Origin of the sequence: Kitasatospora sp. NPDC059160 (assembly GCF_042755465.1) — a bacterium.
Classification (GTDB): Bacteria; Actinomycetota; Actinomycetes; order Streptomycetales; family Streptomycetaceae; genus Kitasatospora.
The window spans coordinates 1-20,935 of record NZ_JBHZCN010000091.1 but is presented as its reverse complement, the minus strand read 5'-3'; the positions used below and the strand labels follow the sequence as shown (position 1 = coordinate 20,935).

The 20,935-nt window shown below is 75.4% G+C and carries 19 protein-coding genes and 1 pseudogene; 15 read left to right on the top strand and 5 right to left on the bottom strand.

The features are described from left to right. The first annotated feature begins 9 nt into the window (after window positions 1-9). From ACFXOZ_RS31700 to ACFXOZ_RS31640, 13 genes and pseudogenes are all read left to right on the top strand, one after another. On the top strand, window positions 10-450 hold the full coding sequence (locus ACFXOZ_RS31700; protein ID WP_350509413.1) for a phage tail protein: 441 nt from the start codon (window positions 10-12) through the stop codon (window positions 448-450). Further along, window positions 447-935, top strand: a complete 489-nt coding sequence (locus ACFXOZ_RS31695; RefSeq protein WP_375893475.1) for a hypothetical protein — start codon at window positions 447-449, stop codon at window positions 933-935. Before ACFXOZ_RS31700 ends, ACFXOZ_RS31695 begins: the two co-directional genes overlap by 4 nt. Then, on the top strand, window positions 932-1,090 hold the full coding sequence (locus tag ACFXOZ_RS31690) for a DUF6760 family protein (protein WP_360244231.1): 159 nt from the start codon (window positions 932-934) through the stop codon (window positions 1,088-1,090). The genes ACFXOZ_RS31695 and ACFXOZ_RS31690 overlap by 4 nt, the downstream gene beginning before the upstream one ends. A 2,957-nt stretch (window positions 1,091-4,047) precedes the next feature. Continuing rightward, entirely contained in the window at window positions 4,048-4,386 is a 339-nt protein-coding gene (locus ACFXOZ_RS31685; protein WP_380593509.1) for a hypothetical protein, read from the top strand. 80 nt (window positions 4,387-4,466) lie between these two features. Continuing rightward, on the top strand, window positions 4,467-4,892 hold the full coding sequence (locus tag ACFXOZ_RS31680) for a phage tail protein (RefSeq protein WP_375893480.1): 426 nt from the start codon (window positions 4,467-4,469) through the stop codon (window positions 4,890-4,892). A 50-nt stretch (window positions 4,893-4,942) separates the two neighbouring features. Further along, a complete protein-coding gene (locus tag ACFXOZ_RS31675; RefSeq protein WP_360244219.1) occupies window positions 4,943-5,665 on the top strand; it encodes a LysM peptidoglycan-binding domain-containing protein in 723 nt (240 codons plus the stop codon). Continuing rightward, a complete protein-coding gene (locus ACFXOZ_RS31670; protein ID WP_380593508.1) occupies window positions 5,662-7,440 on the top strand; it encodes a VgrG-related protein in 1,779 nt (592 codons plus the stop codon). Before ACFXOZ_RS31675 ends, ACFXOZ_RS31670 begins: the two co-directional genes overlap by 4 nt. Window positions 7,441-7,541: 101 nt before the next feature. Then, entirely contained in the window at window positions 7,542-7,853 is a 312-nt protein-coding gene (locus ACFXOZ_RS31665) for a PAAR domain-containing protein (protein ID WP_380405161.1), read from the top strand. Next, window positions 7,850-8,302 (top strand): GPW/gp25 family protein, encoded by a 453-nt coding sequence (locus ACFXOZ_RS31660; protein ID WP_380528750.1) that lies wholly within the window; start codon window positions 7,850-7,852, stop codon window positions 8,300-8,302. Before ACFXOZ_RS31665 ends, ACFXOZ_RS31660 begins: the two co-directional genes overlap by 4 nt. Further along, window positions 8,302-10,263 carry a putative baseplate assembly protein gene (locus ACFXOZ_RS31655; protein WP_380593507.1) on the top strand — a complete coding sequence of 654 codons (1,962 nt, stop codon included), beginning with the start codon at window positions 8,302-8,304 and terminating at the stop codon, window positions 10,261-10,263. Before ACFXOZ_RS31660 ends, ACFXOZ_RS31655 begins: the two co-directional genes overlap by 1 nt. Further along, window positions 10,260-10,832 (top strand): phage tail protein I, encoded by a 573-nt coding sequence (locus tag ACFXOZ_RS31650; protein ID WP_375893489.1) that lies wholly within the window; start codon window positions 10,260-10,262, stop codon window positions 10,830-10,832. Before ACFXOZ_RS31655 ends, ACFXOZ_RS31650 begins: the two co-directional genes overlap by 4 nt. A gap of 3 nt (window positions 10,833-10,835) precedes the next feature. After that, window positions 10,836-10,901, top strand: a pseudogene (locus ACFXOZ_RS31645) (zinc-ribbon domain-containing protein); the annotation flags it as partial. Window positions 10,902-11,441: 540 nt separating this feature from the next. Continuing rightward, the gene (locus tag ACFXOZ_RS31640) at window positions 11,442-12,209 is read left to right on the top strand and encodes an NADase-type glycan-binding domain-containing protein (RefSeq protein ID WP_380593515.1); all 768 of its coding nucleotides are present in this window, start codon (window positions 11,442-11,444) and stop codon (window positions 12,207-12,209) included. A gap of 25 nt (window positions 12,210-12,234) precedes the next feature. On the opposite strand, the gene ACFXOZ_RS31635 is transcribed toward ACFXOZ_RS31640, so the two are convergent. The 3 genes from ACFXOZ_RS31635 to ACFXOZ_RS31625 all read right to left on the bottom strand — a co-directional run bounded on the left by ACFXOZ_RS31635 (window position 12,235) and on the right by ACFXOZ_RS31625 (window position 16,011). Further along, window positions 12,235-13,959 (bottom strand): urease subunit alpha, encoded by a 1,725-nt coding sequence (locus ACFXOZ_RS31635; protein WP_375893492.1) that lies wholly within the window; start codon window positions 13,957-13,959, stop codon window positions 12,235-12,237. Beyond that, on the bottom strand, window positions 13,956-14,714 hold the full coding sequence (ureA, locus tag ACFXOZ_RS31630; RefSeq protein ID WP_380593506.1) for an urease subunit gamma: 759 nt from the start codon (window positions 14,712-14,714) through the stop codon (window positions 13,956-13,958). The genes ACFXOZ_RS31635 and ureA overlap by 4 nt, the downstream gene beginning before the upstream one ends. 94 nt (window positions 14,715-14,808) lie before the next feature. Then, a complete protein-coding gene (locus ACFXOZ_RS31625; protein WP_380528738.1) occupies window positions 14,809-16,011 on the bottom strand; it encodes an agmatine/peptidylarginine deiminase in 1,203 nt (400 codons plus the stop codon). 243 nt (window positions 16,012-16,254) lie between these two features. Between ACFXOZ_RS31625 and tatA the strand changes: the two genes are divergently transcribed. Beyond that, the gene (gene tatA, locus ACFXOZ_RS31620; RefSeq protein WP_380593505.1) at window positions 16,255-16,536 is read left to right on the top strand and encodes a Sec-independent protein translocase subunit TatA; all 282 of its coding nucleotides are present in this window, start codon (window positions 16,255-16,257) and stop codon (window positions 16,534-16,536) included. A gap of 85 nt (window positions 16,537-16,621) precedes the next feature. On the opposite strand, the gene ACFXOZ_RS31615 is transcribed toward tatA, so the two are convergent. Together ACFXOZ_RS31615 and ACFXOZ_RS31610 are read right to left on the bottom strand one after the other, a co-directional pair. Then, window positions 16,622-18,373, bottom strand: a complete 1,752-nt coding sequence (locus ACFXOZ_RS31615; RefSeq protein WP_380593504.1) for a protein kinase — start codon at window positions 18,371-18,373, stop codon at window positions 16,622-16,624. A 356-nt stretch (window positions 18,374-18,729) separates the two neighbouring features. Next, complete coding sequence (locus tag ACFXOZ_RS31610) at window positions 18,730-19,368, bottom strand: TetR/AcrR family transcriptional regulator (protein ID WP_380405135.1); 639 nt, start codon at window positions 19,366-19,368, stop codon at window positions 18,730-18,732. A gap of 164 nt (window positions 19,369-19,532) precedes the next feature. On the opposite strand from ACFXOZ_RS31610, the gene ACFXOZ_RS31605 reads away from it, so the two are divergent. Next, window positions 19,533-20,741 carry an agmatine/peptidylarginine deiminase gene (locus ACFXOZ_RS31605; protein WP_380593503.1) on the top strand — a complete coding sequence of 403 codons (1,209 nt, stop codon included), beginning with the start codon at window positions 19,533-19,535 and terminating at the stop codon, window positions 20,739-20,741. The last annotated feature ends 194 nt before the right edge of the window (window positions 20,742-20,935 follow it).

The window sequence follows — 20,935 nt, the reverse complement described above, 5'->3', positions numbered from 1 at the left end:
CCACACGCCATGGCTGAAGGCGATCCGCTCTCCACACACATATTCGGCGTCCAACTCGGCGGCTACAACGTCGAGTCCGTCAAGGAGATCAGCAACCTGACGGTCGAACAGGACGTCGTCGAGTACAAGCAGGTGACCCAAGAGGGCAAGCTGATCGTCCGCAAGCAGCCCGGCGCCCGACTGCCCGGCGAGGTGACCATCACCCGCGGCCTGGACAAGAGCGGCGCGTTCACGGACTGGATCAAGGAGACCCTCAACAACGGGGCGATCAACACCGCCCGGCAGAACCTCACCATCGAGGTCAAGGACACCACCGGGGCCACCCTGCGCCGCATCCAGCTCACCAACGCCTGGGCGAGCCGCTGGGAGGGCCCCACGCTCAGCGCGGGCGAGTCCAGCGCCGCGACCGAGACGGTGACCATCGTGTTCGAGGAGATCCGGGTCGAGTGAGGCGCAAGATCGGCCTTGAGGAACTGCTGGAAGGCGCCCCGGCCCCGCAGAACCCCGCGCCGCAGCAGGCGGCCCCGGGGCAGGCGGGGCCGGCCGGGCCGCCCCGGCGGCAGTCTCCGCACACCGAGTTCGAGTTCGAGCTGCCGCTCGGCTACGTCGACGACGACGGCACCGTGCACCGCCACGGCGCCATGCGCCTGGCGACCGCGCGCGACGAACTGATGCCGCAGATCGACCTGCGGGTCAAGGAGAACCCGGCCTACCTCAGCGTGGTGCTGCTCAGCCACGTGATCACCAGGCTGGGCGACCTCGCCGAGGTGCACACGGGCATCGTCGAGCGGATGTACGCCACCGACGTGGCCTTCCTCCAGGACCTCTACCAGCGGATCAACAGCGAAGGCCACACGCGCGCCGCCGTGACCTGCCCGCACTGCGACGGCGCCTTCGAGGTCGACCTCGCCGGTGGGCGCCTGGGGGAATCGTGACGTACGCGCCTGCTCGGCTGTACGAGGAGATCGCGTACATCGCCTACCACCTCCACTGGTCGCGGGAGGACCTCCTCGACCTGACCCACCACGAGCGCGGGCAGTGGGTGCGCGAGGTCGCGCGGCTCAACTCCCGCATCAGTGAGGGTGGGTGACGGGGGTGGGGCTGCGGGACTGGATCGGGCGGCGGCGCGGCGGGTCCGGCGCCGGGGTTGATCCGGGGTCGGGCTCCGACACGGCCTCGGGCTCGGCTGCCGGTGCAGTCGGTGCAGTCGGTGCAGTCGGGGTCGCGCGGCCGCGACCGGCGGCCGGGGACGGGGGCTGGCGCGCCGTGGCGCCGCTGGTCCCCACCCTGGCCGGGGCGTCGCCGCGCGGCGTCAGTGACGGCCTGGCGTTCCGCTCCCGGCTCTCCGCCTGGCAGGACCCTTCGCTGAGCGGACCGCTCGGCCACTCCGTGCTGCCCTCCGCCCCGGCGGGCATCCTGCGGGCGGTCGCGGTGCCGGGCCGTCCGTCGGTGACCGCCGGCGCCGGGGAGGAGCTCGTCCTGCGGCCTACGGTGGGTGCGGTGGCGGCCGGGCCGGCGGAGTCGCAGGACTCGCCGGGGTCGGCCGAGCCGTCCGCGCGGGCGGATCGGCGGCGGGCCGGGCCCGTCCAACGGTCCGTCCGGCTGCGGCAGTTGCCCGTACGGTCGGCCGGGGCCGGGGCCCGCGCAGTGCGGACGGGTGGCGCCGATCGGCGGGCCGGGGCCGCGGTGCCGGGTCCGTCGGGCGGTGCCGGTCCGGCGGCGGGTGCGGCAACCGTGCCCGGCGAGGCCGGAGCCGTGGAGACGCCCGCCGGTACGACGGGCCGTACGGCCCGGGAGTCGGAGACGCCCGCCGGGGTGCCGCGTCGGAACGGCGTGGCAGGCCCGGCCGTTCAGCGTGGGGTGCGACCGCGGGCCGTCAGCGCACCGCTGACCGTGGCGCGGCGCCCCCGGTTGCTGACCGTACGGCCGGTGACGGCCGTCCCGGGGCGGCGGAGCGGGGCCACGCCGGACGTCGTCGACGGCGTGTCGAGCCCTGCTGTTGAAGAGTCCCAGCCGGTAGTCGCGGCGGAGGAGTCGGCCCGTGCCGAGCGGGTGCCCGAGCGCACCGAGCCAGCGGCCCGGACGGCGCCGTCGGGCCCGGGTAGCACCGCTCACGTGTCCGTGCAGCGAGCCGCGGCGACGCGTGGTGACGCACCGGCCCGTCCGGTGCTCGGCGCGCCCTTGACGGCGCTGCCCGCGAGCGCGGCGCCCCTGGCTGCGTCCGCTCCCCGGACGACCGAGTCCGCACCGGGTGCCCCGGCCATGCCGGTGGTTCGCGCCGAGCCCGGAGGCACGGGTGGCGGGGAGGCCCGGAGCGGTGAGCGGGCGGCGCGTGGGAGCGGGCCCGGGCCCGTCGGCGGGGCAACCGTCCAGCGTGCGCCGTCCTCACCGACTGCCGAACGGGCGTCCCGGGTGCCTTCGCGCCCAACCGCGATCCCGCCCCGAGCCCCGGCTTCGACCCCGGCTCGGGCGCAAGCGCCGACCCCGGCTCCGACTCCGATCCCGGCCCAGGCTCCGACTCCGACCCAGGCCCCGGCGCGGCCGCGCTCGGGTCTGGGCGCGCCCCTCGACGCGATACCGCCGACGGCGGCAGCCGCAGGCGCTGCCGGTTCGTCGGCCGGTGGGCGGCGGCGGGTCCGGCGGGGCTCGGTCGTCCTGCCGGGAGGCGGTGGGCCGAGCGCGCCCGCCGCCGGTGGGGGTGCGCCCGTGCAGCGCGCGGTCAGTGCACCAGCCTCAACGCCAGTCTCTTTGAGCATGATTGACGCAGCGTCAACTGGTTCCCCGACTGCTGGATCCGGCCCCGTCGCGGAGCCGCGTGCGGCCGGACGTGTCGGCGGCGGCCCGGTGGTTCCGGCCCGTCCGGCCGGAGGCGGCCTGGGCGTGCAGCGGGCCGTCCAATCCACCGCCCGGAGGCGTGGGTTGATCGGGGAGCGTCCGATGGCGGTCGCCCTGGCGGCGGCGTCGGTGCCCCTCGCGGGCGGCGGCGGTGCCCGGTCGGGGGCCGCTGCGGTACCCGCCGCCCCGCCGGTGGTTCCGGTGGCCTGGCCCAACGCCCTTGCGCGCCGCACGGATTCAGTGCCTGAGCAGGATGCGACGGCCGCGGCACGGTCGCTGTCGGCTGCGTCGCCGCGGGAGAGCCGGGGGGCTGTCGCTCCCCGGCGCGGGACGGGCCCCGGGGGCGGTCGGACTGCCGACGCCGGGCAGCCGGTGGCACAGCCGCGAGAGGGTGTCGTGGCCGCCGGTCGTCCGTCCGGCGGGGGCGTCGGGCTCGCGGTGGCGACGGCCGTGCAGCGGCTGCGCTCCCGGCGTTCACCCGAACACCGGGGTGGCCGGGCGGTGGTCGATCGCCCTTCCGCGCAGAGGAGTTCAGCGCCCGGCGGCGCCGCACCGACTGCGGCGTCCGCCGACGGCCCCTCACCCGTCCGGTCCGAACGGCCGCGCGGCGCGGTGCCCGTGGCGCAGCAGCCGCAGGGAGGTGGTGGCCACAGTCCTGCGACTGTCCAACGCCTCGCTGCCGCCCGGTCGTTGTCCGGCCGTCCGCAGCCCGGTGCCCGGTCCGGAGCCCGATCCGGAGCCCGGTCCGACGGGTGGGCCGGCGGCCGGTCGGCCGCGTCGGCGCCGGTGCCCGTGGTCCGCCTCGCGCCGCCGGGTGTCCAGGCGCTCCCACGGGCCGCCTCGCCGCTGTCCTCCGGCGCGCCCTCGCCGGTCGTCCAGCGCGCCCAGTGGCCTGCGGCGGCAGCCGGGTCGTCGTCGCAAGGGGCGGCAGCGCCGGCGGGCGCCGCACAGCCCGTCCGACCTGCGCAGCCCGTCCGACCCGCACCGCCCGCAGCGCCCGCGCTGCCGGTGGTCCCTTCGCTCCAGCGGCTGCCGGGCGCGCCCGGCCCGCTGCCGCCGGCCCAGACCCAGACCCAGGCCCAGCCGCTCGCGGTGCGGTCGCCGGTCGTGTCCCGGTCCGTGGCACCCGGTGCAGCGCCCCGGGCCGCGCAGTCCGTCGGATCCGGGAGCGCCTCGTTCGTCCAGTCCCCGCCGCCCGCCGTCCACCGTTCCATGCCCGGTACGGCACAGGTGTTGCAGCGGGTGGCCGAGCAGGCGGGGCTGGTGGGGGTGCCGTTGACCGCCGTCCCGGCGCGCCGGCCGACCACCGTGCAGGCGGCCCCGTCGGGCACCGGTCAGCCCGGTGGGCAACGGCCGCCCGGCGGCGCGGGGACGGGCAGTGCGGGGAAGGGCGCCACGGCGGCCGAGGACCCCGACAAGCCCGACCACGCCGCACCCGGTGACCTGGACGAACTGGCCCGGCGCCTGGTCGAACCGGTCGGCCGCCTGCTGCGCACCGAGCTGCGCAGGGGCCGGGAGCGGGCCGGGAAGCCGTACGACCTGCGCCGTTGAGCGCGCGCCGGGGCCGGACGGCCGCCGGGGGACCGGATCGACGTAGACCGTGAGCAGCAGCACAGCAGGAGGCGGGGCCGATGACCGACAACATCTTCGCGAGCAGTGTGTTCTTCAGCCTGACGATCGGCGGGAACGACCTGGGCGAGTTCACCACCTGTTCGGGGCTCGGCGCGCAGGTCGAGATCGAGCAGTACGCGGAGGGCGGCAACAACGGGTTCGCCTGGCAACTGCCGGGCCGCATCACCTGGACGAACATCACGCTGAGCCGCGCGGTCACCGCGGACACCGCCAAGATCGCCCGGTGGCTGAACGAGATCGTGCGGAAGGTCGAGCCGAAGGACGGCGAGATCGTGGCGCTGCGGCCGGACCTGAGCCGGATCGTCGGCTGGCAGGTGCTCGGGATCGTCCCGGTGCGGTGGGACGGGCCGTCCTTCGACCCGTCGAGCTCGCAACCGGCCATGGAGTCCCTGGAGATCGCCCACGCGGGCCTGCGCCCGTCCTGAGCGCCACCCCTCACCCCCCTTCCCCTCTCCAAGACCCAAGGAGCAGCCAGATGTCGTCGGCGGTCCCCGCGAGCGTCACCCGGGCGCAACTGACCATCATGGAGCCGCCGGCCACCGTCGGCGCCCAGCCCGGCGGTGCGATCGCGCGGCTCCCGCTCCAGTTCAACCCGGCGACCCTGGTGCTGCGCAAGTCCACCGAGTGGCGGCGCACGCCGTCCCGGATGGCGGGCCAGTCGGCGCTGCCGGAGTTCGTCGGCAGCGGCCCGCGCTCGCTCTCCCTGGACGTGTTCCTGGACTCGACCGCGACCCACGACAACTCGGTGGAGCGGGCGGTGGAGCAGCTGATGACGGCCTGCGTGCCGACCCCGACGAGCCTGGCGCGCAAGACCCCGGCCAGCCCGTGGATCCGGCTGGACTGGGGCACCTTGAAGACGACCTCGTTCAACGGGGTGCTGACCGGCCTGTCCGTCACGTACACGCTCTTCGACGTGGACGGCAACCCGCTGCGCGCGGTCTGTTCGCTCTCCATCGACGAGGCGAGCGTGGACCCGGCCGGGCAGAACCCGACCTCCGGCTCCCCGGAGGCCCGCAGCACCCACCGGGTGATCGCGGGCGACAGCCTGCCGCTGCTGGCCTGGCGGGCGTACGGGGACGCGACGGCCTGGCGGACCATCGCGGAGGCGAACGGCATCGACGACCCGCTGGTGCTGGTCCCGGGCGCGGAGCTGATCGTGCCGGGCATCGACGAGCTGACCCGGGGCGGTGCGGCGTGACCACGCCCGAGGCCCGGGGCGGCCGGCCGTTCGCCGCGGATCCCGTCGTCGAGGCGCCGGGGCCGCTGCCGCCGGTGTGGGCGGCGCAGCTGGTCTCCTGCGACATCGAGGAGAGCGTCGGCCTGCCGGACACGGCGGTGCTGAGCTTCCGGGACGCCGACCACACCTTCCTCTCCGCGACCGGGATCACCATCGGCACCGAGCTGCGGGTCTCCGTGGTGACCGTCCAGGGCAACACCCGGGCGCGGCTGTTCACCGGGGAGGTGACGGCGCTGGAGCTGGAGGTGGACACCACGGGCTCGTACACGGTGGTGCGGGCGGCGGCGGTGACCCACCGGCTGATGCGCGGGCGCCGGGTGAAGGCCTTCCGGAACATGACCACCGCCGACATCGTGCGCGAGGTCGCCGCCGGCGCCGGCCTGGCCTGCGGGCAGGTCGACTCCTTCCCGGTGGTGCACCAGCAGCTGTCCCAGGCGAACGTGCCGGACTGGGAGTTCCTGCAGTTCCTGGCGCAGGAGAGCGGCGCGCAGGTACGGGTGGACGACGACGGCAAGCTGGAGTTCGTCCGGCCGCAGCCCGCCTCCTCGGCGCCGGCGCCGAGCACGCCCGCGCCGCAGAACCCGCTGGTGCTGGAGTACGGGCGCAACCTGCTGGAGCTGCGCGGGGTGCTGACCGGCGCGGCCGGGGCGGACACGGTCGAGGCGCGCGGCTGGAACGTCACCACCAAGAGCGCCCTGGTCGCCACCGAGCCGTCGGTCGCCTCGACGACCGTGCTGCCGGGGCTGAGCCCCTCGGTGGTGGCCTCGGCCTTCCCCGGCCGGGCCCGGCTGACCGTCGCCGACACCCCGTACCGCACCCAGGCGGAGACCGCCGCCGTCGCCCGTTCGCTGGCCGCCTCGGTGGCCGGGGGCTTCGGCGAACTGGAGGTGGTGGCCGAGGGGAACCCGCGGCTGCGGGCGGGCACCGCCGTCGCGCTGGGGAACGTCGGCGCGGCCTTCTCCGGCCGCTACACCGCCACCGGGGTGCGGCACCTGCTGGAGCCGTTCCGCGGCTACCGCACCACGGTGGTGGTCAGCACCTCGCCGGACCGTTCGCTGGCCGGGCTGGCGACCGGCGGCAACGCGCCGCCGCGCGGCCCGCGGATGCCGGGCCTGGCCGTCGCCGTGGTCACCGACGTCCGGGAGCCGGGCGCCGACCAGCGCGGCTGGGTCCGGTTGAAGTTCCCCTGGCTGGACGACAGTTACGTCTCCGACTGGGTGCGCACCGTGCAGTGGGGCGGCCACGGGGGCGGCGGCGTGGTCAGCCCGGAGGTCAACGACGAGGTGCTGGTGGGCTTCGAACAGGGCGACCTGGACAGCCCGTACGTGCTGGGCGGGCTCTACAACGGCGTGGACCGGCCCTCGCCGCACGACGTGCCGCTGGTCGACGCGACCGCCGGCAAGGTCAACCGCCGTTCCGTGGTGTCCCGTTCGGGTCACCGGCTGGAACTGCTGGACGTTCCGGGCGGCAGCTCCGGGGTCCGGCTGGCCAGCGGCGACGGGAAGCTGGAGGTCCGGCTGGACCAGCAGCGCGGGGAGATCCTGCTGACCGTGCACGGCGGGGTCGGCGGGGCGGGCAGCACGGTGCGCCTGACCTCCTCCGGCATCACCCTGGACGCGGGCACCGGCGAGGTGAACGTGCGCGGCGGTTCGGTGAACGTGCGCGGCACGACGGCGGTCACCGTGGACGGCGGGGCCGAGGCCGTCCTCAAGGGGGCCTTCGTGCGCATCAACTGACGGACCATCAAGAGGCGCAGCAAGAAGCGCAGCAGGAACCGCAGCAGGAACCGCAGCACGAAGAGTGCCCGGCAGGGCGCCCTCGGAAATGGAGACCGCACATGCCCCCCGCAGCCCGGACCGGGGACCCGACCGACCACGGCGGCGTCCTCACCACCCCGCCGCCGGGTGCCCTCAAGGTGGCGACGGTGCTGATCGGCGGCCGCCCCGCCGCGGTGGCGGGCACCGTGCACGCCTGCGTCCCGCACGTGGAGATGGGCCCCGCCAACCTGGTCGAGCCCGACCTCGGCGGGGTGACCAGGGGAGTGGTGCTGATCGGCGGCCTGCCCGCGGCCCGGATGCGGGACAAGACGACCTGCGGCGCCCAGATCATCGCCGGGGCGTTCAACGTGCTGATCGGCGGGGACATATGAGCAACGACTTCATCGGCCGCGGCTGGGCCTTCCCGCTGCGGGTGAACGCCACCGGCGGGATCGGCATGGTGGAGCGGGACCGTGAGCTCGCCGAGGCGATCCGGCTGATCCTCGGCACCGCCCCCGGCGAGCGGCCGATGCGCCCCGAGTTCGGCTGCGGCATCCACGAGTACGTCTTCGCCCCGGGCGACAGCACCACCGCCGGGCGGATCGCCCGCGAGGTGCGGATCGCGCTGGAACGCTGGGAGCCGCGGATCACCGTCGACGACGTGGTGATCGCCTTCGACCGGGTCGACGAGGGCACGCTCTACATCGACGTCCACTACACCGTGCGGGCCACCAACGACCGCCGCAACCTGGTCTTCCCCTTCTACACGATCCCGGAGTCCCCGGAAGCGGACACCGCGGACCCGGAACGGGCCGCCGCCGCGAACGGAGGTGCCCGCTGATGGCACTGCCCTCCCCGAACCTGGACGACCGCCGGTTCCAGCAACTCGTCGACGAGGCCAAGCGGTACGTGCAGCAGCGCGCCCCGGAGTGGACCGACCACAACGTCTCCGACCCGGGCGTCACCCTGATCGAGACCTTCGCCTACCTGGTCGACCAGCTGCTCTACCGGCTGAACCGGGTGCCCGAGAAGAACTACACCGCCTTCCTGGACCTGCTGGGCATCCGGCTCTTCCCGCCCGCCGCGGCCCGCGCCGAGGTCGACTTCTGGCTCTCCGCCCCGCAGCCCGAGACGGTCCTGCTGCGCGCCGGCACCGAGGTGTCCACGCTGCGCACCGAGACCGACGAGGCGGTGGTCTTCGCCACCGCCGAGGACCTCCCGGTCGTCCCCAGCGCGCTGGAGCGGCTGGTCACCGTCTCCGCCACCGGCGAGCAGGCCGACGTCACCGGCCGGCTGGCGGACGGCGCGGACGTGCGGTGCTTCCAGACCCGCCCGGCGGCGGGGGACGCCATGCTGTTCGCCCTGCCCGCCGTGGTGCCGCGCTGCATCCTGGCCGTGCGACTGGACAGCCGGGTGGAGGGCGTCGGCGTCGACCCGCGCCAGCCCCCGCTGGTCTGGGAGGTGTGGGACGGCGCCCGCTGGATCGCCTGCGAGACCGGCAGCGACACCACCGGCGGCCTCAACCGGCCCGGCGAGGTGCTGGTGTTCGTACCCGCCGGGCACACCGCCTCGGTGGTGGCCGGGCGGCGGGCCGGCTGGCTGCGCTGCCGGGTGACCGAGCCCCAGCCCGGCCAGCCGTTCTACTCCGAGTCCCCGACCGTGCGCCGGGCCGAGGTGTTCACCGTCGGCGGCACCGCCACCGCCGTGCACGCCCGGACCGTCACCGACGCGCCGCTGGGCACCTCGGAGGGCGTCGCGGGCCAGCGCTTCCGGCTCGCCCGGCCGCCGGTACTGCTGGACGGCGGAGCACCGGCGGTCGAGGTCTCGGCCGGCGACGGCTGGCAGCGCTGGACCGTCGTCGAGCACTTCGGCGACTCCGCGCCGACCGACCGGCACGTGGTGCTGGACGCCACCAACGGCGAGTTCCTGTTCCCGCCCGCCGTCCGGGAGCCCGACGGCAGCCTGCGCGCCTTCGGCGCGGTGCCGCCCAAGGGCGCCCGGCTGCGCGTCCCGCAGTACCGCACCGGCGGCGGGATCGCGGGCAACGTCGCCCGCAACACCGTCACGGTGCTGCGCAGCTCCGTCCCGTACGTCGCCCGGGTGGACAACCGGGAGGCCGCCCGGGGCGGGGTCGACGGCGAGACGGTCGAGAACGCCAAGGCGCGCGCCCCGCACCAGCTGCGGCTGCAGGAACGCGCCGTCACCGCCGGGGACTTCGAACTGATCGCCCGGCAGGCCGCGCCCTCCGCCGCCCGGGTCAGCTGCGTGCCCGCCACCGGCGGGGAGGCCGGGGCCGTGCGGGTGCTGGTGGTGCCGGAGGCCGTCGCCGACGAGGGCGAGCGGCTGCGCTTCGAGCAGCTCATCCCGGACGAACAGGTGCTGGCCGAGGTGGCGGCCGCGCTGGACGAGCGGCGGCTGATCGGCACCCGGGTCCTCGTCCAGCCGCCCGCCTACCAGGGCGTCACCGTGGTCGCCCGGCTCACCACCCGCGCCGCCGACCCCGACCGGGTCCGCGAGGCGGTGCTGGACGCGCTCTACCGCCACCTCAACCCGCTGCGCGGCGGCGCCGCCGGCACCGGCTGGCCGTTCGGCCGGGCGGTGCAGTACGGCGAGGTGTTCGCGGTGCTCCAGCGGGTGGCCGCCGTCGCGGGCGTCGAGGAGCTGCGGCTCTTCCCGGCCGACCCGATCACCGGACGCCGGGGCGCGCCCGCCGAGCGGGTCGACGTCCCGCCGGACGCCCTGGTCTTCTCGCACCAGCACCAGGTCGTGGTCACCGCCGTCACCGAGGACGGCACCCCATGACCAGAGCCGCCGTCCCCGGGCTGCCCAGCCCGCACCCGATCGGCGAACTGCTGCCCGCGCTCTTCGCCGACGACGACTTCGCCCAGCGCTTCACGGCCGGCCTGGACACCGTCCTCGCCCCGGTCTTCGCCACCCTGGACAACCTGCCCGCCTACTTCCGGCCCGAGCTCGCGCCCACCGACTTCCTCGACTGGCTGGCCTCCTGGGTCGCGGTCGAGGTCGACCCGGCCTGGCCGGAGGAGGTGCGCCGGGCGGTGATCGGGCGCGCCGTGGAACTGCACCGCTGGCGCGGCACCCGGCGCGGGCTCACCGAGCGGCTGCGGCTGGTGCTGGGCGCCGGGGCCGAGATCACGGACGGCGGCGGCGCGGCCTGGTCCACCGACGCCGACCCCGACCGCGCCCTGCCGCCCGCACCGGGCGGCGGCGGGGTGCTGGTCCGGGTCTGGCCGCTGGGCGGCGCGGGGCTGGACGAGGACCAGGTGCTGGCCGTCGTCCGGGCCGGCTGCCCGGTCCACCTGACCTGCCGGGTCGAGATCCTGCCCGGTCCACCCGGGCGAGCGGAGGGCTGACGGATGCCGGTGTGTCCCGAATGCGGCACGGCCAACGCGGAGGGCGACGACTTCTGCGGCAACTGCGGCGCCTACCTGGGGTGGTCGCGACGCGCGCCCGCCGCGGGGGCCGCGCCCGCTCCGGTGGCCGGGCCCGCGCCCGTGCCAGCCTCGACGGGGTCCGAGCCCGAGCCTGCTGCGCCCGAGCCCAGGCCCCAGCCCGAAGCGGAGTCTGCGCCCCAGCCCGAGCCCGGGCCTGCTGCGCCCGAGCCGGCCGCCCCCGACACCTCGCGGACCTGGCGGAACGTCTCCCGGCGGGTCACCAGCCGGAGTCGGCGCACCCAACCGCCCGTCGCCCCGGAACCTGTCGCGGTCCCGGAGGTCGCGGTCCCGGAACCCGCCGCGGCCGTCGAGGAACGGCCCGTCGAGAAGCCGCCCGTCGAGAAGCGGCCCGTCGAGGAGCCGCCGTCCCCGCCGTCCGCCGAGACCTCGCGCTCGACCTCCACCCGGGCGCGGCCCGTACCGGCTCCCGCCCCGCCATCCGAGCCCGCCCCGGCCCCGGCCCCTGAGCCGGACCCGAGGCCGCGACCGCCCGCCGCACCGCAGACCGAGCCGACCGACCCGGTCGCCGTGCAGCCCGCCAAGCCCGTCGCGCCGCGTCCCGTCGTCCGGGCCTCCGCCGTCGAGGAGGCCCAGGACGGCCCGCCCTGCCCGCGCTGCGGCACCCCCAACCTGCCCGAGCGCCGGTTCTGCCGGCGCTGCGCGGCCCCGCTGACCGTCACCGCGGCCGCCCCGGAGCTGCCCTGGTGGCGCACCCGGTGGCCGTTCCGGCGCCGGGTGCGGATCGGCGGTTCGGGCAACGCGCTGCGCCGCACGATCGCGCTGATCGTGCTGCTCGCGTTGGTGGTCGCGGGGGTCCTGCTGTACCCGCTCGGCAAGAACGCCTACCAGGACGTGCTGGACAAGCTGGGCAGCACCGCGCCGGTCTCGCCCTCGCTGACCACGGCGTCGGCCGCGGTCGAGGGGCACCCCGCGAGCGCGGCCGACGACGGCCTCTCCAACACCTACTGGGGCGCGCCCGCGATCGGCGACTCCGTCGACTTCACCTTCCGCACCCCGTTCCGGCTGGTGGACCTGATCGTCCACACCGGCGCCTCCGCGGACCCGGAGCAGTTCCGGCAGCAGGCCCGCCCGCTGGTGCTCGCCCTGGAGGTCACCGCCTCGGACGGCGAGGTGCACCGTAAGCAGGTCACGCTCAACGACCAGCCGGGCCCGCAGACGGTGGCGACCGGCATCAGCGACGTCGTCCAGGTGAAGCTGACCGTCCGCGAGGCGGCGGGCACCGGCCCGGGCCGCACCGTCGCGCTGGCCGAGGTGGAGTTCTTCAAGCGGACGTGAAGGGGTGTCCGCCGCCGCGGCGGGGTCAGAGGAAGTAGAGGCGGTTCAGCGAGACCTCCTCGGCGGGGTCGGAGTGCAGCGGGGTCCCGTCGAGGGTGACCAGGCCCCGCTGCCCGTCGACCATGATCTGCCCGAGCCGGCTGTTGCGGACCAGGTCGGCCGGCCCGATGCCGCGGGTGTGCCGGACGGCGACCCGCCGGCGCCGGGTGGTCATCCGGTCGTACGGCCGGTCGCCGGTGCCCGCCTCGGCGGCGGCGCGGCTGGTGAAGGCCACCGAGAGGTCCGCCGGGGTGGCGCCGTGGGCGCCGAACAGCGGCCCCAGGACGAGGGGTTGGCAGCTCTCGGTGGCGGCGTTGGGGTCGCCGGTGACGCCGTACGCGGGGAAGCCGGCCTTGAGCACCAGGTACGGCTTGGCACCGAAGGAGGCCGGGTTCCACAGCACCAGGTCGGCGAGCTTGCCGACCTCGACCGAGCCGACCTCGTGCGAGAGCCCGTGCGCGATGGCCGGGTTGACGGTGAGCTTGGCGATGTAGCGCAGCACCCGCTCGTTGTCGTCGGACGGGCCGTCGCCCTCCATCGGTCCGCGTTCGGCCTTCATCTTGCCGGCCATCGCGAAGGTGCGGCGCACCGTCTCCCCGGCGCGGCCCATGCCCTGGGCATCGGAGGAGGTGATCCCGATCGCCCCGAGGTCGTGCAGCACGTCCTCGGCGCCCATCGTCCCGCCGCGGATGCGGTCGCGGGCCATGGCGGCGTCGCCGGGCAGGTCGGTCTTCAGGCCGTGGACGGAGACGATCATGCCGTAGTGCTCGGCGATCGCGTCCCGCCCGTACGGGAGGGTGGGGTTGGTGGAGGAGCCGATGACGTTCGGCACGCCGGCCATCTTGAGCACGTTCGGGACGTGTCCGCCGCCGCAGCCCTCGATGTGGAAGGCGTGGATGGTCCGGCCCTCCAGCACCCGAAGGGTGTCCTCGACCGACAGGCACTCGTTCAACCCGTCGGTGTGCAGGGCCACTTGGACGTCGTGGACCTCCGCCACGGACAGTGCGGTGTCCAGCGCGCGGGTGTGGGCGCCCATGTCCTCGTGCACCTTGAAGCCGCAGGCGCCGCCCTCGGCCAGCGCCTCCACCAGCGGCGCCGGGTGGGAGGACGAACCGCGGCCCAGGAAGCCGATGTTGACGGGCCAGGCGTCGAAGGCGTTGAAGGCGTGGCGCAGCGCCCAGGGCGAGTTGACGCCGACGCCCCAGGCCGGGCCGAACTCCTGGCCGATGATGGTGGTGACGCCGGAGGCCAGCGAGGCCTCCATGATCCGCGGGGACATCAGGTGGACGTGGGTGTCGATGGCCCCGGCGGTCAGGATCAGCCCCTCGCCGGAGACGATCGCCGTCCCGGTGCCGACGACCACGTCGACGCCGTCCAGGGTGTCCGGGTTGCCGGCCCGCCCGATCGAGGCGATCCGCCCCTCCCGGATGCCGATCGAGGTCTTCCGGATGCCCTGGATCGCGTCGATCACCAGGACGTTGCTGATGACCAGGTCGCAGGTGTCGCGGACGGCGGCGGCCTTGAGGTGGAGGCCGTCGCGGGCGGTCTTGCCGAAACCGGTGAGGAACTCGTCGCCCGGCCGCTGGGAGTCCGACTCGACCCGGACGACCAGCCCGCTGTCGCCGAGCCGGACCCGGTCGCCGGCTCGCGGGCCGTGCACGGCGGCGTACTCGGCCGCCTCGATCGACGCGCTGCCGCTGCTGCTGCTCACCGCTGGCTCTCCTGAGCCTCGTCGTCACTGCTCGCACTGCTCGCACTGCTCGGGCCGTCCGCACTGCTCGGGCCGTTGGCGCCGAGGTAGCCCTGCTCGGCCGCCCGGCGCAGCGCCTCCCGCCGGACCCGGGGCGAGTCCAGCGGACCGTCCACCAGTCCGGCGAAGCCGATCGCGACCCGCTCGCCGCCGATCGGCACCAGCCCGACCTCGACGTCCGAGCCCGGGTCGAAGCGCACCGAGGAGCCGGCCGGGACGGCCAGGTGCATGCCGTACGCGGCGGCGCGGTCGAAGGCCAGCCGCGGGTTGGCCTCGAAGAAGTGGAAGTGCGAGGTGACCGAGACCGGGACGTCCGCGGTGTTGCGGACGGACAGCGTGCGGACCGGCGCGGGCACCGGCTCGGCGCCGCGGCCGGGGAGCACCGCGCCGGGGGCGGCCTCGCCCAGGCCGCCCCCGCCGAACGGGTCGGCGATCACGGCGAGCCGGGTGCCGTCCTGGAACACCGCCTCGACCTGGATCTCGGTGACCAGGTCGGGGACGCCGGGCAGGACGTCCTCCGGGGAGAGCACCGAGCGCCCGCGGGCGACGGCCTCCGCCAGCCGCAGGCCGTCGCGGGCGGCCTCGCAGACGGTGTCCGAGATCAGCGCGGTGGCCTCGGGGACGTTCAGCCGCAGGCCGCGGGCGCGGCGGGCACGGGCGAGTTCGGCGGCGGTGAAGATCAGCAGCCGGTCGCGTTCGGTGGGGGTCAGCTGCACAAGGGGTCCCTTCTCCCTCGGTGCCGGGCGGCGGTGCCGGGCGGCGGGGCGGCCGGCCGTGTGGCCGGCCGGTCGTCGGTACCGGTGGTGGGGGTCAGCCGGCGGGCTGGTCGTGGGTCGAGCAGTGGATGCCGCCGCCGCCGGAGGCGATGGTGTCGATCTGCACGGGGACGATCTCGCGGTCCGGGAACTGGTCCTTGAAGACCTCCTGGGCGTGCCCGTCGGCCTTGGCATCGCCGAACAGCGGCAGGTAGACGCCCTTGTTGCCGATGTAGAAGTTCATGTACGAGGAGACGAAGGCGTCGCCCCGGCCGGTGATCTTGTCCGGGTCGGGCTGGCTGATCTCGATCACCTTGAGCTTCTTGCCGGTGGCGTCGGTGGCGTCCGCCAGCACGGCCCGGGCCTGGTCGGCCGAGCGGGACCAGACGTCCGCGGGCATGCCGGGGAAGGCCCGGTCGAGGAAGACCACGCCGGGGGCGGCGAAGCGGGCCAGGCAGTCGACGTGGGCGTCGGTGATGTCCTTGCCCTTGACGCCGGCCAGCCAGATCACCTTGGTGATGCCGAGGGCCTGCTTGAGCTCGGCCTCGATCTGGTCGCGGTCGCGGCCCGGGTTGCGGTTGGCGTTGACGATCGAGCTCTCGGTGACCATCAGGGTGCCCTGGCCGTCGGTCTCGAAGGAGCCGCCCTCGGCGACCAGTTGGGTCGCGACCCGCTCGATCCCGTACTTGTCCAGGACGGCGCGGGCGATCCGGGCGTCGTTGTCGTGCTGCTGCTTGCCGCCCCAGCCGCTGAAGTTGAAGTCGACGCCCTTGACCTTGCCGCCCTCCTCGACGAACACCGGCACGGTGTCGCGGGCCCACAGGTCGTCCACCGGGACGGACAGCAGCTCGACGTCCTTGCCGCAGGCGTTGCGGGCGGAGTCCTCCTGGCCGGGGCGCACCAGCAGGACCACCGGCTCGCGGCTGCCGATGGCGCGGGCCACCGAGGCGATGTCCTTGCGGACGCCGCCGAGCTGCTCGCCCCAGACGTTCTCGGAGGCGGGCCAGGCCATGAAGGTCCGCTCGTGCTTCTCCCACTCGCCGCCGAGCCGGCGTCCGCCGGCGGGGGAGGGGGCCGCCGTCGCGGACGGTGCGGCGGTGGCGCTCGCGGACGGCTGCCCGGCGGGGGCGGAGGACGGGGCCGCGGGCTCGGCCGCGTCGTCGCCGCCGGAGGCACAGGCGGTCGCGCCGGCCGCGATCAGGCCGGCGCCGGCGAGGGAACGCAGCACCGTGCGGCGCGCGAGGGAGGACTGGGACACGGTGGACTCCGGTGGGGCCGAGGGTGGATCCGGTCCGGCGCGGCGGGCGGGGCCTCCGGGGAGTGCTGCGCGCTGCGCCGATCGGCGGCGGGCACGGCGGCCCGGGCATCGCCGGAACTGCACTCTCGCATTGACTGAAAAATCAGTCAAGCTCTACGGTGAAAGCACCCAAACCATCCCGAGACGACCCGGGTCGCCGCACGCGGCCCCGGTCCCGACGACGAAAGGCCGGGTGAGGCGACGATGCTGCGCAATGGACTGGAGCCCTGGCACCTGCTGGTGGTGCTGGCGGTCGTGGTGCTGCTCTTCGGTTCCAAGAAGCTGCCCGACATGGCGCGCGGACTGGGGAAGTCGATGCGCATCCTCAAGGCGGAGACGGCGGCCATGCGGGAGGAGGACCAGCCCGCCGCCACGCCCGCGACTCCGGCGGCCGGGCCCGCCGCGCCGGTGGCTCCCGCCCCGGCGCCTGCCACACCTGGGCCTGCCGCCCCCGCTGCCGCCGACCCGGCCCGGCGCCCGGTCTGACCCCGGGCCGCCGATCAGCGCCGAGAGCCCGTCGCTCCCACCCGTGCCGTGGGCGGCGACGGGCTCTCGGCCGTTCCCGGGGGTGTCAGCCGTTGCGGCGGTAGTGGTCCAGCGAGACCTTGACCGCCCCGTCCGCGCCCGCCGTCGACAGCACCCGGACGATCGCCAGCTCCTTGCCGTCCGCGGACCGGACGCAGAAGGCGCCGCGCGGCCCGACGGCGCTGAACGGCACCCGGGCGGTCGGACGGCTTCCGAGCCCCTGGAGGCACTCGGCCGGGCCGAGGCCGGAGTCCCGGCCGATGTAGGAGTCGGCGGTCTCCGGGATCAGGAACTCGCTGTCGGTGCGCCCCACGTACCAGTTCACGGTCTCGACCGGCACCACCGCGCCCGCGGCCAGGTCGAACTCGTAGTTCGGATCCGCCGAGGTGAGCTCCACCGCCCGGTAGTCCGGGGTGAAGTCGGCGGCAGGGGCGGGCGGCGTCGAGCGGCTCGGCGCGGTGGTGGCGGAGGGCGTGCGGGCGGGGCCCGACGGGCCGGTGGGCGCCGACGAGGCGGCGGGCGTGCCGGGCCCGGGGGAGCCGGCCACCGGGGTGTCGGCCGTCGCCGCCTCCACCGGGTCCGGGTCGTCGAGCACGAACACCGTCGCCGCGGCGCCGACGGCCAGGGCGACCACGGCGACCAGCGCGGTGCGCCCGCGCAACCGCTTCGGCCGAGCGGTCGACGCGGGCCCGGACGGGGTGGCGCCTACGCCCGGCAGCTCGGGGCCGCCCGGCGCCGCCGCGGCGGTGGCGAGCACGGTCGGCGTCGGAGTCGGGGTCGGAGTCGGCATCGCCGCAGGCGCCAGCATCGTCGGGGCCGCGTTCAGGCCGGTCCCGCCGGTCCCGCCGGTCCCGGCGGCCTCGGCGGGCGTCTGCGGCAGCTCGGTGTGCCGGGTGATCTGGCTGGTCAGCGGCTGCGGCAGCCAGTCCTCGCCGAACCGCAGCTGCCCGCCCACCGCGGGGTGGCCGGCCGCGGCGGCGATCACCTCGGCGGTGGTCGGCCGGTCCTCGGGGCGCTTGGCCAGGCAGCGCCGGAGCAGCTCGCGCAGGCCCTCCGGCACCCGGGCGAGGTCGGGTTCCTCGTGGACGGTCCGGTAGAGCGTGGCCGGGTGCGGGCCGTCGCCGAACGGCGGGGCGCCGGCCGCGACGTGGACGGCGAGGGCGCCGAGCGCCCAGACGTCGGTGGCCGCGGTCGCGGACTGCCCCATGGCCTGCTCGGGGGCCATGTAGGCGGGGGAGCCGATCTGCAGTCCGGTGCCGGTCAGGGCGACGGCGTCGGCCGCCCGGGCGATGCCGAAGTCGATCACCCGGGGGCCGTCGGCGGCGATCAGCACGTTGCCCGGCTTGAGGTCGCGGTGGACCACCCCGCTGGCGTGGATGGCCTGGAGCGCCTCGGCGATCCCGGCCATCAGCAGCAGGACGGTGCGCTCGGGGAGCGGGCCGAACCGCTGCACCACCTGCTGGAGCGAGGGGCCGGGCACGTAGGTGGTGGCCAGCCACGGGGTGGCGGCGTCCGGCCCGGCGTCGACCAGCTGGGCGGTGAACAGTCCGTGGATGAGCCGGGCGCTGGCCACCTCCTGGGCGAACCGGGCCCGGAAGTCCGGGTCCCCGGCCAGTTCGGGGCGCACCACCTTGAGCGCCACCGGGCGGCCGCCCGGGGTGTAGGCGAGGTAGACCCGGCCCATGCCGCCGGCGCCGAGCCGCGCGTACAGCCGGTGGCCGCCGACCTCGCGCGGGTCGTCCGCGGTCAGTGCCTGGAAGACCGGCTGGAGGGCGAAGGGGGATCGGTCAGCGGACATGGGGCGGCCTCTCTCGGCGGACAAGGAGGGGTGGGGCACGGATGGCATCGCCGCGAAGTTTAGAGGTTCCCTCAGGGGATGGCGCAGCGGGCCCGGCGTAGGGCCGGTGAAGGGCTGGTAGAGCGGTCGGGGCAACGGGAGCGATTCGGGCATTTGACTGAATTTTCAGTTCAATGGAGGATGCGGGGCAACCCAGCGGAAAGCCCCGGACGAGACACCGGTGCGCGGCAGCCCGGACGGCAGCGATCCTGCCCCGCGTCCGACGCGCGCTCCAGGAAGGACCACCGTGCGCCCGGCCCCCACGGGCCCGGGCGGGTCTGCCGGTCAGCAGGTCAGCGGGTCAGCGGTTCGGCCGGTCACCCGCTCGCGGACAGCGCGGCCATCAGCCTGCGCAGCACCCGCCCCGCGTCCACCGTCCCGTCCAGCGAGCCGATCGCGGCCAGCCCGTCCACGGCGGCGGCGAAGGCCTCGCCCAGCGGGCGGGGGTCGGAGCCGTCGCCGCGCTCGTCCGCCAGCGTCCGGAACAGGCGCACGAAGCAGGACCGCCAGCGTGCGTACTCCGCCTCCAGACTGGCCCGGACCCGCTCGTCGTTGAGCGCCAGCCAGTGCAGCGCCGCGTGCAGCCGGGCCAGGTCGGGGCTCTCCGGCCGGGTGAGCAGGGCGAGCACCCGCTCCGCCCGCTCGGCGTAGCCGCCCGGGCCGTCCACCGCCTCCTCCAGCGGGGTGATCCACTCGGGCCGGATGTCGGCGACCACCGCGACGATCAGTTCGGTGCGGTCGGCGAAGTGGTAGTGGCACATCCCGTGCGAAACCCCGGACAGCGCGGCCACGTTGCGGGTGGTGAACCGCCCGGCGTCGCCGCCCGCGAGCAGCGTCCGGGCCGCCGCGATCAGCCGGGCCCGGGTCTGCTCGCCCTTGGCGGAGGCCCGTGCCCGGCCGGTGCCGCCCGGCGCGGAGGACGCCTCCCGCGCTGTTCCTGTCGCCCGTGTCGCCATGGCCGCCACTGTAACGAGCGGGGCGGTCGCGGGAGGGGCGGGCCGGAAAACGATTCGGAGGGATCCCCACCCGATCCGTGCGCGAGATATTGACCGAGCGCTTGGCCAGTTCTACCTTCTGGGCAACTCCACGGCCGTCGGCCGGAACTGACACGGAGGTAGAAGTGGACGATTGCGATCACCACAGACCCGACCCGGCGCCCCTCGGGCGCCTCGGCCGGCGCGGGTTCCTGGCAGCCGCCGGGCTGACCGCCGCCGGCGCCGCGCTGACCGGGCTGAACGCGCCGCAGGCCGCTGCCCGCGGCACGGCACCCGGCCGCACGGCACCCGGCGGGACGGCATCCGGAGGCAGGACGCCCGCCACCACCGGCTACGCCGTCCCGGTCGACACCGTCCCGCACACCCGGACCTGGATGGCCTGGCCGGACAGCACCGGCATCTGGCGCAACAAGCTCAGCGGCGTCCAGGCCAACATCGCCCTGATCGCCAAGACCATCGCCAAGTACGAGCCGGTCACCGTGTGCGCCAACCCCGCCAGCGTCGCCAAGGCGCAGTCGATGTGCGGCTCGCGGGTCACCGTCATCGGCACCATCCCCGTCGACGACTGCTGGATGCGCGACACCGGCCCGGTCTTCCGCACCAACGGCGCGGGCGGCCTGGACACGGTGGGCCTCAACTTCAACGGCTGGGGCAACAAGCAGACGCACGCCAACGACGCCCTGGTGGCCCAGCGCGTCGCCGCCTACCTCGGGATCCCGTTCACGGCCGCCGGACTCGTCGCCGAGGGCGGTGCCGTCGAGACCGACGGCGCCGGCACCCTGATGGCGACCAGCAGCAGCATCGTCAACTCCAACCGCAACCCCGGCCTGTCCCAGACCCAGATCGAGTCCGCGCTGTACGCCGCCTACGGCGCCTCGAAGATGATCTGGTTCCCCGGCATCCAGGGCCAGGACATCACCGACGACCACGTCGACGCGACCTCGCGGTTCCTCGGCGCCGGTGCGGCCGCCGTCCAGATGCCGCTGTCCGGGGACACCGACGTCTGGTCCAACGACGAGCGCCAGCAGTACCAGATCCTCTCGGGCGCGACGAGCGCGCAGGGGGTCAGGATCGCGGTCAGCAAGATCCAGGGACCCGACTACAACCTGATCCGCTCGACCGACCCCAACTTCGTCGGCTCCTACGCCAACTACTACCTCTGCAACAACGCGGTGATCTCCGCCCAGTTCGGCGACACCTCGGCCGACGCCGCCGCCAAGGCCGCGCTCGCGCGGCTCTTCCCCGGCCGGACCGTCGAGCAGCTCAACATCGACTACCTCGGCGCGGGCGGCGGCGGCATCCACTGCGTCACCCAGCAGCAGCCCGCCGTCTGAACCCACCACCCCGGCAGAACCCGTCAACCCGGTAGAGCCGTCGAGGCCCGGTCCGCCACCCCGGCCGGGACAGCGGTCGACGCAACGACGGAGTGCCCCCGCCCGGTCGATCCGGGCGGGGGCACAACACCGCCCGGGGGTAAGGGCGGGCCCGGGCCGGTGTAGTATAGACATATGAAGCTGGCGACGACATA

Bases quoted from the DNA above. Each gene is read 5' to 3' on its own strand.
- ACFXOZ_RS31700 (WP_350509413.1), top strand. From the start codon at position 10: ATGGCTGAAGGCGATCCGCTCTCCACACACATATTCGGCGTCCAACTC.
- ACFXOZ_RS31685 (WP_380593509.1), top strand. From the start codon at position 4,048: ATGCCCGGTACGGCACAGGTGTTGCAGCGGGTGGCCGAGCAGGCGGGG.
- ACFXOZ_RS31680 (WP_375893480.1), top strand. From the start codon at position 4,467: ATGACCGACAACATCTTCGCGAGCAGTGTGTTCTTCAGCCTGACGATC.
- ACFXOZ_RS31675 (WP_360244219.1), top strand. From the start codon at position 4,943: ATGTCGTCGGCGGTCCCCGCGAGCGTCACCCGGGCGCAACTGACCATC.
- ACFXOZ_RS31665 (WP_380405161.1), top strand. From the start codon at position 7,542: ATGCCCCCCGCAGCCCGGACCGGGGACCCGACCGACCACGGCGGCGTC.
- ACFXOZ_RS31660 (WP_380528750.1), top strand. From the start codon at position 7,850: ATGAGCAACGACTTCATCGGCCGCGGCTGGGCCTTCCCGCTGCGGGTG.
- ACFXOZ_RS31655 (WP_380593507.1), top strand. From the start codon at position 8,302: ATGGCACTGCCCTCCCCGAACCTGGACGACCGCCGGTTCCAGCAACTC.
- ACFXOZ_RS31650 (WP_375893489.1), top strand. From the start codon at position 10,260: ATGACCAGAGCCGCCGTCCCCGGGCTGCCCAGCCCGCACCCGATCGGC.
- tatA (WP_380593505.1), top strand. From the start codon at position 16,255: ATGCTGCGCAATGGACTGGAGCCCTGGCACCTGCTGGTGGTGCTGGCG.
- ACFXOZ_RS31615 (WP_380593504.1), bottom strand. From the start codon at position 18,373: ATGTCCGCTGACCGATCCCCCTTCGCCCTCCAGCCGGTCTTCCAGGCA.
- ACFXOZ_RS31610 (WP_380405135.1), bottom strand. From the start codon at position 19,368: ATGGCGACACGGGCGACAGGAACAGCGCGGGAGGCGTCCTCCGCGCCG.